The sequence below is a fragment of the Subdoligranulum variabile genome, assembly GCF_025152575.1.
Taxonomy (GTDB): domain Bacteria; phylum Bacillota; class Clostridia; order Oscillospirales; family Ruminococcaceae; genus Gemmiger; species Gemmiger variabilis.
The window spans coordinates 1,704,308-1,717,394 of record NZ_CP102293.1 but is presented as its reverse complement, the minus strand read 5'-3'; the positions used below and the strand labels follow the sequence as shown (position 1 = coordinate 1,717,394).

Sequence of the window (13,087 nt, the reverse complement as noted above, 5' to 3'; positions counted from 1 at the left end):
GCGGATGCGATAACAAGGGGAAACAGCCTATGGTTTCAATGCGAAGTCTCTTCGCCTATTTCTGGCAGGACGAGCCGCGGGTCCTGTATTTTGTGTTCTGCTGCATCGTGGTGGTGCTGCTGGCTTTCTGGCTGCGGGACAAGGTAGCCGTCCAGCTGCGCAACAAGATCGTGCTGCCGGCCCTCCTGCTGGTGGTGGTCTTCGGCAATCCGGTTTCGGCCCACATTCTGGTCACCCGGGCGGTGGAGACCCAGTCCCTGCGCTTTTTCTGGCTGATCCCGGTCAGCCTGTTCCTGGCGGTGACCACCGTCTGGCTGATCGGATTTCTGCCGCGGCGGTGGCTCAAGGGGGCGGCAGCCCTGGGGGTAGCGGCGGTGCTGCTGGTTTCGGGGCAGCAGTTCACGGTGCTGCGCTCCTGCTGGGAAAATGTGACCCCCAACTGGTACAAGATCCCGCCGGTGGTGGTGGATCTGAGCGATTTCATTCTGGCCGACGACACCTATGACGACAAGCGTGCCGCCTTTGTTTTTCCGCTGAATCTCTGGGTACGCCAGTACGATTCCGGCATCTTCCTGCTGTTTTCCTGGACCGGCGGCGAGAATCTGGATCTGCGCAAGGCCCTGGACACCGAGAGTGAGGAGCCCATCGACCTGACCGAGGTGGCCGAGCTGGCGGCGGAGGACGACTGCTACTATCTGGTTCTGCCGCGGGAGTGGGACTACACCGGCAGCCTGGAAGGTTCCGGCTACCGGGAAGTCTACGCGGCGGCGGGGATCCCCAACCCCGAGGATCCCGATGACGATTACGGCCGGGAGTATGTGATCTACCGGCTGGAGAAAGGAGCCGCCGATGCTGACCATTCTTAGGACCTGTGCCGCCCTGGCCTTTGCGCTGGGGTTTCTTCCCGCAGGTCTGGGCCGTCTGGCCCTGCCGGGGCAGCGTCCGGCCCTTCGGTATCTCTGCGGTTTTTCCATGAGCCTTGTGCTCTTTGAAATCCTCATGCTGATTTTCCACGCCACCGGGTCCAGTTTCCGGGTCATGGTGGCGCTGTGGTGCCTGGCCTGCGGCCTGGGGGCGCTGGCTGGCTTCCGGAAGTCGGGACGCCTGCCCCGCCCCGGCCCCTTCCGCCGTCCCGACTGGGGGGAGGTGCTGCTGGCCGTGGTGGTCCTGCTGGCGGTGGCGGTCCTTACCCTCAACACCGTCTTCAACACCACCTACAAGAACTGGGATGACCAGACCTACTGCGCCAACGCCGTGGCCACCTGGCAGACCGATGCCATCAACCGGTACACCTTCTATTCCGGCGCCTGGGTGCAGCCCTTTTACCTGATCAAGTACATCGTGGCGGGCTGGCCCAATTACAGCGCCATGCTGGCGGTCCTTTCCGGCGTGCATGCCGCGATCCTTTTCCGCACGATCCTGCCGCTGTTCGAGATCCCGGCCGCCTTTGGGCTGGTCTGGCTGCTGCTGCGCCATTTCTTCCCCCAAAGCCGGAAAAAGGCGCTGCTGGGGCTTTTGTACTATCTGCTGTTCGTGCTGCTGGTGTCGGAGAAGATGACCGGCGTGTGCAGCGAATGGTGGCTGGTGGTCAACTGCTGGACCGGCAAGTCGCTGTCCTTCCATCTCGTCACACCGGCGGTATTGTGGCTGCTGTTCGAGCTGGAATCCCAGACCGAGGCCGCCCGGCGCCGCCCCTACTGGATCGCCCTGTTTTTTGTCAGTGCGGCTTGCTGTACCATCGCCGCCACCATGTTCATGATTTTGCCCATCGAGCTGGGCATCTGGGGCATTTTCTACCTCTGGCGCACCCGCCGCTGGGGAGAGATCCGCAACTTCTGCCTCTGCGTGGCGCCGGCTGTGGTCTGCGCGCTGGCCACGCTGTAAGGCGCCGCCGAAAAATCACCCGCAAAGAAGGATCTGCCCATGAAATACCTGACCTTTTTTTCCACCGAGGAGGAGCGCGCCCTTTGCCTGGGCACCTCGCCGGCCGGGGTCACCAAAAGCCGCTATATGGCGCAGCTGCTGCGGGAGACCGGCCACCCGGTGGAGATCGTAAGCCCCGCCTGGTCCAAATGCGGCCGCTGGCAGCGCTGGAAAGCCTTTGATCTGTCCCTGGACAACGGGATCACGGTGCACCAGCTGGCCACCTTCGGCACGCCGCTGCGCTGGCTGACGCCCCTGCAGTGGGTCCACTCGCTGCTGCAGCTGTTTTTCTACCTGCTGTTCCACACCCGGGCCGGCGAACCGGTACTGGTCTACCACTCCTACTATCTGAGCCTGCCGGTGCTGCTGGCCAGACGGATCAGAAAATTCAAACTGCTTCTGGAAGTGGAGGAGATCTACCAGGATATCGTACCGCTGCCCCGTCTGCTTCAGCGATGGGAAGAGGAAATTATCCAGACGGCCGACGGGTATGTCTTTTCCACCGCCGCCATCGGGGAGCGCATCCATCGTGACGGGATCCCCTTCCTGGTGGTGAACGGTTCCTACCATTGTGAAGAACTTTCCCGGCCGTCCAGCCCGTCGGACGGGAAGATCCACTGCCTGTATTCCGGCACTTTCGACGCCTCCAAGGCAGGGGCCTACCTGGCGGTGGATGCTGCCGCCTTTTTGTCCGACCGGTACTGCATCCACATCAGCGGCTTCGGCACGGAGGAGGAGACCCGGGCGCTGCTGCGTGAGATTCAGCGGATCCAGGCCAAGACATCCTGCGAAATCATCTACGAAGGCTTTCTGGATGATTCTGCCTACCGGCAGTTGCTGGGGAAATGCCAGATCGGCCTGAATACCCAGACGCCGGACCAGCGTTTTTCCAACACCTGTTTTCCCTCCAAGATCCTCGTGTACATGTCTCATGGGCTGCAGGTCGTTTCCGCTGCCAACACGGCGATCACCGCATCCGATGTGGGGGCGCGTCTTACCTATTATAACGCCCAGACCCCGGAAGCGGTGGCCCAGGCGATTCAGCGCGTAAACCCCCGACAGGGCGCAGAAAACGCCCGTTTCGTGCAGCAGCTGCATGCGCAGGCCCGCGCCCGTCTGCAGACCATGCTGGAAGCGCTCTTCTAAACGGTCTTTGTCTGTCCTGGAGGGAGCCCCATCCCCGGATGAACCGCATCGGGCCGGCATCGCTTTTTGGCGATGCCGGCCCGGTGTTTTTCTTATCAGCTTCCCTGCGCCGTCTTTTTCCCGCTGGCCAGAATGGCGCGGTAAACGGCCTCCACGTTCTGGGGCACGATCTTGCCCTTGGTGTGCTGCACCACCTCGGCGCAGGCCGTATCCTCGTAGACGATGACCGGTGTCCCGCAGGAGAGCGCCTCCACGGTGGTCAGGCCAAAGGTTTCCTCCACGCTGGCGTTCACAAAGACATCCGCGGTGGTGTAGATGGACGCCAGTTCTTTCACGTCGCTGGTCTGTTCAATGCCCAGAATCTGGGGCGGCAGCTGCTGGATCTGCTTTTTGGTCAGTCCCACCAGCACAATGGCATAGCGGTCATCCAGCATGCCGGCCAGCCTGACGAAGACATCCAGCCCCTTGCGGTTGCTCCAGGCGGTGGCGACCCCCAGCACCATCACCTTATCCTGCAGGCCGTACCGCTGGCGGAAATCCCCCGGCGTGGGCTTGAATACCTCGGTATTGATCCGGTTGTAGTGCACCTCGATGGGATACGCCCCCAAAAAGCTCTGTTTCACCCGGCTTTCCAGCCAGTGGCTGGGCACGATGAGGGTCATATGCTGCACACCGGTAAAGGCCTGTTTTTTCCGTTCAAAATTGCGGCGGACATCGCTGAATCCGTAGCAGGCGGGGTATTGCCGCAGCTGGGGGCAATGGCGGCATTCGGTCTTCCACTGGTCGCAGCCCACCGCCGTAAAGTGGGCACAGTGCCCCGTAAAGGCCCAGCAGTCGTGCAGGGTCCATTTCACCTGCATGTTGGGATGGCGCTTGATCCAGTCAAACAGCATCTCCACCTGGATGTAGTAACCGTGGATGTTGTGCAGCCACAGCACATCCGGCGCGTACTCCTCCGCCCAGCGCAAAAACCGGGCGGTGGCCTGCCGGCTCCCGAAACCGTGGGTATCCCACAGCCGGGTCTGCAGGGCATGGACCTTGAGGTCCAGATCCCCGCCGATCCGCACCGCATATTTCCGGTATGCTTCGGGGACTTCCTCCACCCGGCCATAGGCGATCTTGCAGGTATGCCCTTCCGCCTCCAGCTGGCGGGCCAGGTCGGTGCAGATCCGCCCGGTACTGCGGATCCCGCAGACCGAATTGATAAAAAGGTATTTCATGGGTTGCTTCCTCTGTGCAGTTGCGCCGGGGGCCGTTCCGCCCGCCTCGTGCTTATTTTCGGATGGTCCTCTTCTCTTCCGCCGGACGTTGCCGGGCCCGGAATCCTACACCGCCCCCGCCGGAGCAGTTTCCGCCCTTCTTGTGCAGGGCCGCACGCCTTTCTTTCACCACAGCAGCGCCGCCCGCTCGGTGCAGAGCTGCTCTGCCCGCCGGCGCACGGTGTCGGCGTCGGGCAGCTGGTCCAGGTCCTGCATGTCCTGTTCCAGTTCCGCCAGCGCCAGAAAGCACATCAGTTCCCGGTTGGGGAAGGCCCGGGCCAGCTGGCTGTGCAGCCACTCACGCAGGCGGGCGTTCTGGTCCTCGGCGTCTTCCTCCTCCCGCCGGTGCAGGCAGTCCTTGGCCTGGACCAGCTGGAAGAGCAGATCGGTATCCGCCGCCCGGACCCGGATCAGTGCCCGCAGCAGCCGCAGTTCGGCCTGCCGCTGGGCTTCCCCGAAGGGGAACATCTTCCGCCGGGCCAGTTCCTCCTGGCGTCTGCGCTCTTTTTTGGTGGTGAACCCGAACCAGGAGATCTGCCGTCCCATCTTGTGCTTCCTTTCCCGGCGCCGCCCGCCGTGGCGGCGCCTTTGTTCTGTTACAGAAAATTATACCCTTTCCGGGCCGTTTTGACAAGGTTTGGCCGCGGTCCTGCCGCGGATCTCCCGGCGCAGGCGGGGCCAGACCACCGCGAAAAAAACCACCGCGCTGAAGGTCGCGCCCAGGAGATCGGAGATGCTGCCCGCGTAGAACACGGCTGCCGCGCCGCCCAGCCGGGGCAGCACCAGAAGGCAGAGGATGTACAGGAGTTTGCGGAATATGGACAGCGGAAAGGCGAACCGGACCTTGCCCATGGCGGTAAGGCTGTCCACCAGGGCGTACTGGACGGCCACGCCGAAGAGGCCGAGGGTGTACCGGCGCAGACAGAGGGAGGCCATCTGCAGGAGGGACGCCTCCCGGAGGAAGAGCCCGGCGAACCAGGCGGGGGCCAGCTGGACGGCCAGTTCCATCAGGCCGATGTAGGCCCCGCAGAGCACAAAGACCCACAGGAAAGCCTGGCGAACGTTTTTCTCCCGGGCGGCGCCGTAGTTGTAGCTGAAGAGGGTGCCGCAGCCGGTGGTGATGCCCTGGGAGGGGCAGAAGACGATGGTGAGGAAGCTCTGGACCACGGTGGCGCAGGTGATCCAGGCATCGCCCTGGGCGCCGCCGTAGCGGCGGAGCACGATGTTGAGCAGGATGATGATGAGGTTGTCCAGCAGGGTGATGAGGAAGGACATGGAGCCGATGGCGACGATGCGGCGGCAGAGGTCTGGCTGCAGGCGGTGCAGCCGCAGGCGGACGGGCATCCGGGGGCGGCGCAGGCAGAGGAGGACGTAGACGGCCATGAGGCACTGGGAGAGGACGGTAGCCGCCGCAGCGCCCCGCACGCCGAGATGCAGCCCGAAGATCAGCACCGGGTCGAGGACGAGGTTGGCCAGGGCGCCCAGCACCACGGCGATCATACCCTGGCGGGCGTAGCCCTGGGCCAGGAGGAACTGGTTCATGCCCACCCCCATCAGGGAGGCCAGGGTGCCCAGGAGGTAGAGGGTGAAGTAGGCGTCGGCGTAGGGGAAGAGGGCGTCGCTGCAGCCCAGCAGATAGAGCAGCGGGCGGCGCAGGGGCAGCAGGGCGGCCGTCACCGCCACGGCGATGCCCGCCAGCAGCCAGAAAGCGTTGCCCAGGGTCTGTTCGGCGCGGCGCTGGTTGCCCTGGCCGAGGCTGATGCTCATGAGGGAGGCGCCGCCGATGCCCACCATGTAGGCGAAGGCGGTAATGGCGGTGAGGGCCGGGGCGCAGATGCCGATGGCGGCCAGGGCCTGTTCGCCGGTACCGGGGATGCGCCCCACGAAGATACGGTCCACGATGCTGTACAAAAGGTTGAAGACCTGCCCGATCATGGCGGGCAGGCCCAGGCGCAGCACCAGGGTGCGCACCGGATATTGTTCCATCAGTTCCTGTGTGGTTCTGTATTCTGCCATAACTACGCCGGCGGTTCGCTGCCCGCCGGCCTTTCCCTCCCCGTTTGTCCGGCGCCGCCGGGGCAGCCGGACCGTATGGTTTCCATCATACTAGAAATTCCGCAAAATGCAAGCAAAAACCCCAGACCGGCCCCGCACCGGAAGAAGCCGACGTCCGGGCGGCTCCAAAAAAGGAAAGCAGCACCCTTCCTTCGGTGCTGCTTTCCTGTATGGTCCGCTCAGTTATCTCCCCGGTGATACCGGATCTTCATATGCTCCGAGGCATTTTTGAGGATCTGGGCCAGAGCCTTGTCGGACTCTTCCTTGACCATCTCGGCGATCCTGCGGTTGGCTTCTTGCAGGATCTCCGCCGGCGCGCCCTGGCGGATCTTCTCGTCGTACTCGTAGAGCAGCTGCTGGCCGCGGTTCATCACGGCGTTCTGATACCGCTCGTCCAGGATCAGGGAACTGCCGAACTGGGCGTCGGTGAGCGCGGCAATGAGCCGGCTGTGCCAGTACATATGGTCGGTGGAGACCGTGTCGGTGGTGCCGCTGAGGTACTTGGGGAACTCCGTCACGTTGGCGTACACCGGGAAGCAGGCCGTGAAGCCGCTGCCGCCCATGGAGAGCCACTCCACGCCCCGGATGGCCTCGGGCAGATCGCCGCGGATCTGCAGGATACCGCAGACATCGCTGTTGGGCACACCGATGGTGCGGTACTTGCCCTTGCAGGGGGCGTTTTTGTCGTAGGGATTGTAGGGCGTTCCCTGATAATAGGATCCCAGCAGATACCGCACATCCTCCACCGTCACCTTGCGCTCCGGCACAAAGGACCAGGGGATGTCGTTGCTCTCGGGGGCGAAGTGGGCGTTCTCCCCGTCCCACTGGTAGGTACGGGGCAGGAAGTACCGGGCCATGAACCAGGCGCGGGGGGTATTGTAGATGTGGTCGGCGTCGGAATGGGAACCGAAGGCCAGCCGCGGGTTGAACTCGGCGCCGGTATCCAGCGCCAGATGGTACTTTTCCACGAATTCCCGCAGATCTTCGGAGCAGAGGTTTTCCTTTTTCTCCCCGTAGGCATCCCCGAAGTCGAAATGGTCCAGGCCAAACTGGTTGGGCATGACCACCACCCGGTCCTCCGGCACCCGCCGGGCGATCCAGTGGTGGCCGCCGATGGTCTCCAGCCACCAGATTTCGTCGGCGTCGGCGAAGGCCATGCCGTTGGGCTCATAGGTGCCGTACTGCTCCAGCAGGGCGCCGGTGCGCAGCACGCCCTCCCGGGCGGAACGGATGTAGGGCAGCACCAGCGTCACCAGGTCCTCCTCCCCGATGCCGCCGGGGACTTCCTTGGTGCCGCGGCCTTTCTTTTCCTGGTACCGCACATAGGGGTCCGCGCCGACGACCCGGGCGTTGCTGGTGATGGTCTCGGTGGCGGTCATGGCCACGTTGGCCTCGTTGATGCCGCAGGCGGGCCAGACGCCGTTGGTCTTGGTCACGTTGGGGCAGTCGGTGTAGCGCAGGGCACCGCCCGGCAGCTCCACCGTCAGGTGCGAGATGACGGTCTTGTAGGTGGCGGCCTTCTCCCGGGCCGGGTGGGTCAGAAGGCGCTTGGCTTCAAAGGCGCCGTCGTCATTGCGGGCAATGATCGTCGAGCCGTCATGGCTGGCTTTTTTGCCCACCAGAATCGTTGTACAGGGCATAGGGTTCTCCTTTTGTATGTAACATCCTTTTTTCTTGCGTACAGCTTTCGCCGCACAGCGAACTTCCTGCAAGCGGGAGCCGTCCAAAAGACGGTTTCTCCTTTTTTGTGCAACATTTATCATAGCACGGGCACCGGACTATTTCCAGTCTCCGGGCGGGATTTTCCCGTCGGCCCGGGCGCCGGGACGCATTAACAATTCTCAAACAATTTTCAAACAATGCGAAAATACACAACCGATAAAATGCCTTTGTGTTTTTCCCTATGCCGGGATTGCTTCCATGAAAAAGCATGGTATATAATACCCCATAACAGATCTTGCTGGGAGGAATCTTTATGGTCCATATTCTTGTGCTGGAAGATGACGCAAAGCTGAACCAGGCGGTCTGCACCTACCTGAATGACAGCGGTTTTTCCGCCAAAGGCTGCCTGTCCGCCCAGGCGGCCTACGACGAGCTGTACAACAATTTGTATGATCTCATTGTCTCCGACATCATGATGCCGGAGGTGGACGGTTTCCAGTTTGCGGAAACCGTGCGGCGGGTAAACCGGACCATCCCCATTCTGTTCATGTCCGCCAGGGACGACCTGCCCTCCAAGCAGCGGGGGTTCCAGCTGGGCATCGACGACTACATGGTCAAGCCTATTGAACTGGACGAGCTGCTTCTGCGCATCCGGGCCCTGCTGCGCCGGGCCCATATCGAGATGGAGCGGCGGCTCACTGTGGGCAACCTGACCCTGGATGCCGACGCCGTCACGGCCACGGTGGCGGGGCAGGAGGTTCCGGTGACCACCCGGGAGTTCAACATCCTCTATAAGCTGTTGTCCTACCCCAACAGGACGTTTTCCCGGGCGCAGCTGATGGACGAATTCTGGGGCGTGGAATCCGAGACCAGCCTGCGGGCGGTGGATGTCTACATCACCAAGCTGCGGGACAAGTTTTCCGGCTGCGACGGTTTTGCCATCAAAACGGTGCGCGGGCTGGGGTACAAGGCGGTGCTGGCATGAGATCCAACGGCAAATTCTCCGACCAGCGGGTGAAACGGGGCTTGTTTCCCCTTTCCACCTTTGTGCTGTTTTTCCTGCTGTTTGCCCTGCTCACCACCCTGCAGATGGTGATGATCGGGCAGGCCATCGACTACAAGAGTCTGCCCGCCAGAAATGTCCTGGCGGTGCTGGTGTTCTGGGTGGCAGCGGCGGTCTGTTCCACCCTGCTCACGGGGCTGGCCATCCGCCGGCATTACCAGAAACCCATCGAGGAATTTTCCGAAGCGGCCCGCAGGGTGGCCGCCGGAGACTTTTCGGTGTATCTGCCCCCCAAGCATCCCATGGATAAAACCACCCACCTGGACGTACTGTTCATGGATTTCAACAAGATGGTGGAAGAACTGGGCAGCATCGAAACGCTGAAAACGGATTTTTTCTCCAACGTCTCCCATGAGATCAAGACGCCCCTGGCGGTGATCCAGAACAACGCCGAGCTCCTGCAGAAAAAGCAGCTGACCGAAGCCCAGCGGCAGGAATGTACCGAAACCATCCTGCAGGCCACCCGGCGGCTGTCCAGCCTCATCACCAACATGCTCAAGCTGAACAAGCTGGAAAAGCAGGTGATCCAGCCGCTGCCCCAGGTGTATGACGTCTGCAATCAGCTCTGCAACTGCGCCCTGCAGTTTGAGAACATCTGGGAGAAAAAGCAGATCGATTTTGAAGCGGAGATCGAGGACCGCGCCCTTCTCTGTGCCGACGAAGGATTGCTGGAACTGGTCTGGACCAATCTGTTGTCCAACGCCCTGAAATTCACCCCGGAGGGGGGCCGTGTCACGCTGGCGCAGACTTCCGACGACCGGGAGATCACCGTCACGGTGGCCGACACAGGCTGCGGCATGGATGAAGCCACCCTGCAGAAAATCTTTGACAAATTCTATCAGGGGGACACCTCCCACGCCACCGAGGGCAACGGCCTGGGCCTGGCGCTGGTACGCCGGATCCTGGAACTGTCGGACGGCACCATCACGGTGACCAGCACCCCCGGCAGCGGCAGCAGCTTTACGGTGAAAATTCCCCGATCCCTTCCTCAGGAGGAGCAGCAAGTATGAATTCCCAGCCGGAAAACACCTATATAGGGTATGAATACAAGGAAATTTCGGTGGCCGCCAAAGACCTTTCCCTCTTTCTGGATGGCTACGAAAACTTCGGCTGGATGCCGGAAGCCCCCCGTCCCGCCGATCCCCGCCGGGGCACGGTGACGCTGCATCTCAAGCGCAACCGGAAGATCATCAACAGGATGGAACTGACCCGTCTGCAGCGGAATTTTGAATGCTGCATGGAGGAGATCCGGCAGATGGAGCGTTCCCCCAAGCAGACCGCCACTGTGTGGGCGCTGGGCATAGCCCTTCTTGGCACGGTGTTCATGGCCGGGTCGGTCTTTGCCGTCACCGGCGAGCCGCCGCGGTATCTGCTGATGACGCTGCTGTCGGTTCCGGGTTTTGCGGGGTGGCTGCTGGCGCTGCCGGTCTACCGCCGGGCCTTCCGGCGGCAGCGCCGGAAGCTGCAGCCCTTTATCGACGCCAAGTACGAAGAAATGTACCAGCTGTGTGAAAAGGGTCATTCCCTGCTGTAAGAAAGCCGATGATGCGAAAAACCGCGCCATCGGCTTTTTCATATTTCTCAAACAAAACCGAAGCAATGGAGAAACAAACCTCCTCTATACTAAAGGCACATCCACGGAAGACGGGGATGCAGACAAGGAGGTTATCCCATGAGCACGTATAAAATGAAGCCCGGCAAGATCGGCAGGACGGTGATCGGCGCCTACAAGAATGTGGAAGAAAAGTTTGTGGACACCTTTCTCACCGAGGACGGCAGCCTGAAAACCGGCGGCATGGCCGGGAAAGTCACCGGTGCCTACCAGAAGGTGGAGGATACCGTGGTGGGCGGTTACAAGAAGGTGGAAGACGCCTTTGTGGACGCCTTTCTGGAGAAGGAGGAGGACCGGGACGCCGGGCAGCACCGCCAAAAGTGACCGGCTTTTGGAGCAATTCAAACATTCCCGGGCGGCCCCGCCGCCGGGACCCTTACAGGAGGTATGGATCATGAAAAAGAAAGATTTTGTCACGCTGATCATGAGCACGATCGGCGGTATTCTGTTCGCATTGGGTATGTGTATGGCACTTTTGCCGGAGTGGGGGGTGTTCAACCAGGGCGTCGTGATCGGAGCCGTCGGCGCAGTCGTTCTGTTGGCGATGCTTCTTGTGCGGCGCAGGATGGACGGCAAGCCCGTCATCGTCTGGAGCGCCAAAACCGTCGGCATCACTCTGCTGAGTGTGATCGGAGCCCTGGTACTGGGGCTGGGCATGTGCATGACAATGCTCTGGAATCTGCTGGTGCCCGGCATCCTGGTGGGTCTTGTGGGCATTGTGCTGCTGCTCTGCCTGATCCCGGTGGTCAAAGGTCTGGCGTAAACCAAAACACGCAGGCGGCCCTTGCGGCCTTGCCTGCGTGTTTTTTGTCTGTAAGAATACAGGCGGCAAGGACCTCCCATGCTTGCGCCCAGCTGGCGGACCAGCTTTCTTCCGGCGCCCAAGGTTCTTGCTCTTCCCGAAAGTATTCTTATCCTGCCGTCCGGCACCAGTAAAAAAGGACGTCCTGTCATATCTGACAGGACGTCCTTCTGGCGGAGCATCAGAGATTTGAACTCTGGCGGCGCTGTTAACGCCCTATCGCATTTCGAGTTTTGTGTCCCGAATGTCGTCTGTGCTCCCCCAGGGTCAAAACAGGCCGTTTCGTCCCGCCCATTTTGGCCACACCACGCGGATTTCCAGCGCATCCGCCCACAAAACCGCGTGGGTACAAGTAAAAGTATACTACCACCCTTTGGGGCGAAAAGCAACGCCTTCCGGGAAAAATGCAAGATACCGTGCAAGATAACCGGCAGGGCATTTGGTCCGCCGGGGCGGGTTCTGGCCGGTTTGCCCCAGCGCAGAATTTCCCCGCAGGCGAGAAAATCTCCCCGAAATTCAAGAATCTTGTCGTACAGATACGGTTTCTCCGGGTCCGAATTTCATCAAAGGAGAATCCGACCATGAACGAACAAACCATTACGAAAGACCGGCTGGCAAAGGAGATTGACGCGCTGCTGGCGCCCTATCCCGATCCCATGAGCCGCAACGACTTCCGCATCGCCTGCCACATCGGCACCCGCACTTCACTCTACCTGCTGCAGAGCGGGCTGGTGCCCTGCATCCACACCGGCAAGCGCACCCGCTGCTACAAGATTGCCAAGGCAGACGTGGCCGCCTACCTGCGCCGCCGTATGACCGAACCGGAGCATTACGCTCCTCCCAGCGGGTGGTATAAGAACGATCCCCAGCGCAAGCCGCCCGCCGTATCCCTGACCCGTACTCTCGATTACGAGATCGTCAGCCGCCTGCTCCTCCGCCGCCACTTGGAACAGCAACTGGCCGACGCCCCCGACGTGCTGACCGTAGAGCAGATCGCCCGCTTCACCGGCTACACGCCCCACACCGTCTCCCGCTGGTGCACCGAGGGCCGCCTGCGCACCATCCAGCGCCGCCCACGATTCATGGTGCCGAAAACATGGCTGCTGGACTATCTGGTTTCGGATGATTATAACAGGATCACGAGGAAGAGCGGGAAACATTATGGGATGATACGGGAGATTGCTGACATGAAAAGGTGACTGATACCGAAAAATCTCGTATTTTCCAAAGGGGCACCTTCACACTGTAGAGGTGCTTCTTTATCTTTGTTCAAGTTCCATCCAACAGAAGTGATGCGCGCTTTCTGTTGTCCCCCCCTTCACACACTCAAAACGATGCACACATCTATATTCAGAAGCTCTCATCCTATCTTCCCTCTTGATATATAGGTGTGATTTGTGTAGGTTCCTTTCGTTATTTTTAATCCATGACACAATTTTCCTTGACAAACCCTGTCCCACCCTTTATACTCTTGAGTGCAGAGGTTGAGTTGTTCTCTGTACGCGTTATTTTTACTTCATGACATTTCAGAGGTGAGCCTATGCATTTAGGGGAACTTGCTTCCG

Annotated in this window: 13 protein-coding genes; 9 read left to right on the top strand and 4 right to left on the bottom strand. The window is 60.9% G+C overall.

Annotated elements, in window-relative coordinates:
• Nucleotides 1-29 precede the first annotated feature (29 nt).
• From NQ490_RS08220 to NQ490_RS08210, 3 genes are read left to right on the top strand one after another with little or no spacing between them, the layout of a single operon-like run.
• Entirely contained in the window at nucleotides 30-866 is an 837-nt protein-coding gene (locus NQ490_RS08220) for a hypothetical protein (RefSeq protein ID WP_007047906.1), read from the top strand.
• Complete coding sequence (locus tag NQ490_RS08215; RefSeq protein ID WP_007047907.1) at nucleotides 850-1,884, top strand: DUF6077 domain-containing protein; 1,035 nt, start codon at nucleotides 850-852, stop codon at nucleotides 1,882-1,884. Before NQ490_RS08220 ends, NQ490_RS08215 begins: the two co-directional genes overlap by 17 nt.
• A 39-nt stretch (nucleotides 1,885-1,923) precedes the next feature.
• Nucleotides 1,924-3,069, top strand: coding sequence for a glycosyltransferase (locus NQ490_RS08210; RefSeq protein ID WP_007047908.1), 1,146 nt, complete (start codon nucleotides 1,924-1,926; stop codon nucleotides 3,067-3,069).
• 95 nt (nucleotides 3,070-3,164) lie between these two features.
• On the opposite strand, the gene NQ490_RS08205 is transcribed toward NQ490_RS08210, so the two are convergent.
• From NQ490_RS08205 to NQ490_RS08190, 4 genes are all read right to left on the bottom strand, one after another.
• Nucleotides 3,165-4,289 (bottom strand): glycosyltransferase, encoded by a 1,125-nt coding sequence (locus NQ490_RS08205; protein WP_007047909.1) that lies wholly within the window; start codon nucleotides 4,287-4,289, stop codon nucleotides 3,165-3,167.
• A 165-nt stretch (nucleotides 4,290-4,454) separates the two neighbouring features.
• The gene (locus NQ490_RS08200) at nucleotides 4,455-4,874 is read right to left on the bottom strand and encodes a hypothetical protein (protein WP_007047910.1); all 420 of its coding nucleotides are present in this window, start codon (nucleotides 4,872-4,874) and stop codon (nucleotides 4,455-4,457) included.
• A gap of 60 nt (nucleotides 4,875-4,934) precedes the next feature.
• On the bottom strand, nucleotides 4,935-6,344 hold the full coding sequence (locus NQ490_RS08195) for an MATE family efflux transporter (RefSeq protein WP_007047911.1): 1,410 nt from the start codon (nucleotides 6,342-6,344) through the stop codon (nucleotides 4,935-4,937).
• A 218-nt stretch (nucleotides 6,345-6,562) separates the two neighbouring features.
• Nucleotides 6,563-8,023, bottom strand: coding sequence for a C69 family dipeptidase (locus tag NQ490_RS08190; RefSeq protein WP_040918384.1), 1,461 nt, complete (start codon nucleotides 8,021-8,023; stop codon nucleotides 6,563-6,565).
• A 335-nt stretch (nucleotides 8,024-8,358) separates the two neighbouring features.
• Between NQ490_RS08190 and NQ490_RS08185 the strand changes: the two genes are divergently transcribed.
• The 6 genes from NQ490_RS08185 (at nucleotide 8,359) to NQ490_RS08160 (ending at nucleotide 12,721) form a co-directional block, all read left to right on the top strand.
• Complete coding sequence (locus NQ490_RS08185; protein WP_007047915.1) at nucleotides 8,359-9,030, top strand: response regulator transcription factor; 672 nt, start codon at nucleotides 8,359-8,361, stop codon at nucleotides 9,028-9,030.
• The gene (locus NQ490_RS08180) at nucleotides 9,027-10,118 is read left to right on the top strand and encodes a HAMP domain-containing sensor histidine kinase (RefSeq protein WP_007047916.1); all 1,092 of its coding nucleotides are present in this window, start codon (nucleotides 9,027-9,029) and stop codon (nucleotides 10,116-10,118) included. The genes NQ490_RS08185 and NQ490_RS08180 overlap by 4 nt, the downstream gene beginning before the upstream one ends.
• Nucleotides 10,115-10,642, top strand: a complete 528-nt coding sequence (locus NQ490_RS08175; protein ID WP_007047917.1) for a hypothetical protein — start codon at nucleotides 10,115-10,117, stop codon at nucleotides 10,640-10,642. The genes NQ490_RS08180 and NQ490_RS08175 overlap by 4 nt, the downstream gene beginning before the upstream one ends.
• A gap of 138 nt (nucleotides 10,643-10,780) precedes the next feature.
• A complete protein-coding gene (locus tag NQ490_RS08170; protein ID WP_007047919.1) occupies nucleotides 10,781-11,044 on the top strand; it encodes a hypothetical protein in 264 nt (87 codons plus the stop codon).
• A gap of 70 nt (nucleotides 11,045-11,114) precedes the next feature.
• Nucleotides 11,115-11,483 carry a hypothetical protein gene (locus NQ490_RS08165; RefSeq protein ID WP_007047920.1) on the top strand — a complete coding sequence of 123 codons (369 nt, stop codon included), beginning with the start codon at nucleotides 11,115-11,117 and terminating at the stop codon, nucleotides 11,481-11,483.
• Between the two features lie 620 nt (nucleotides 11,484-12,103).
• A complete protein-coding gene (locus NQ490_RS08160) occupies nucleotides 12,104-12,721 on the top strand; it encodes a helix-turn-helix domain-containing protein (RefSeq protein ID WP_050764731.1) in 618 nt (205 codons plus the stop codon).
• Nucleotides 12,722-13,087: the final 366 nt, after the last annotated feature.

What these genes read in the sequence shown, in the direction of transcription:
- NQ490_RS08220 (WP_007047906.1), top strand. Translation starts at nt 30, where the DNA reads ATGGTTTCAATGCGAAGTCTCTTCGCCTATTTCTGGCAGGACGAGCCG.
- NQ490_RS08215 (WP_007047907.1), top strand. Translation starts at nt 850, where the DNA reads ATGCTGACCATTCTTAGGACCTGTGCCGCCCTGGCCTTTGCGCTGGGG.
- NQ490_RS08210 (WP_007047908.1), top strand. Translation starts at nt 1,924, where the DNA reads ATGAAATACCTGACCTTTTTTTCCACCGAGGAGGAGCGCGCCCTTTGC.
- NQ490_RS08205 (WP_007047909.1), bottom strand. Translation starts at nt 4,289, where the DNA reads ATGAAATACCTTTTTATCAATTCGGTCTGCGGGATCCGCAGTACCGGG.
- NQ490_RS08200 (WP_007047910.1), bottom strand. Translation starts at nt 4,874, where the DNA reads ATGGGACGGCAGATCTCCTGGTTCGGGTTCACCACCAAAAAAGAGCGC.
- NQ490_RS08195 (WP_007047911.1), bottom strand. Translation starts at nt 6,344, where the DNA reads ATGGCAGAATACAGAACCACACAGGAACTGATGGAACAATATCCGGTG.
- NQ490_RS08190 (WP_040918384.1), bottom strand. Translation starts at nt 8,023, where the DNA reads ATGCCCTGTACAACGATTCTGGTGGGCAAAAAAGCCAGCCATGACGGC.
- NQ490_RS08185 (WP_007047915.1), top strand. Translation starts at nt 8,359, where the DNA reads ATGGTCCATATTCTTGTGCTGGAAGATGACGCAAAGCTGAACCAGGCG.
- NQ490_RS08180 (WP_007047916.1), top strand. Translation starts at nt 9,027, where the DNA reads ATGAGATCCAACGGCAAATTCTCCGACCAGCGGGTGAAACGGGGCTTG.
- NQ490_RS08175 (WP_007047917.1), top strand. Translation starts at nt 10,115, where the DNA reads ATGAATTCCCAGCCGGAAAACACCTATATAGGGTATGAATACAAGGAA.
- NQ490_RS08170 (WP_007047919.1), top strand. Translation starts at nt 10,781, where the DNA reads ATGAGCACGTATAAAATGAAGCCCGGCAAGATCGGCAGGACGGTGATC.
- NQ490_RS08165 (WP_007047920.1), top strand. Translation starts at nt 11,115, where the DNA reads ATGAAAAAGAAAGATTTTGTCACGCTGATCATGAGCACGATCGGCGGT.
- NQ490_RS08160 (WP_050764731.1), top strand. Translation starts at nt 12,104, where the DNA reads ATGAACGAACAAACCATTACGAAAGACCGGCTGGCAAAGGAGATTGAC.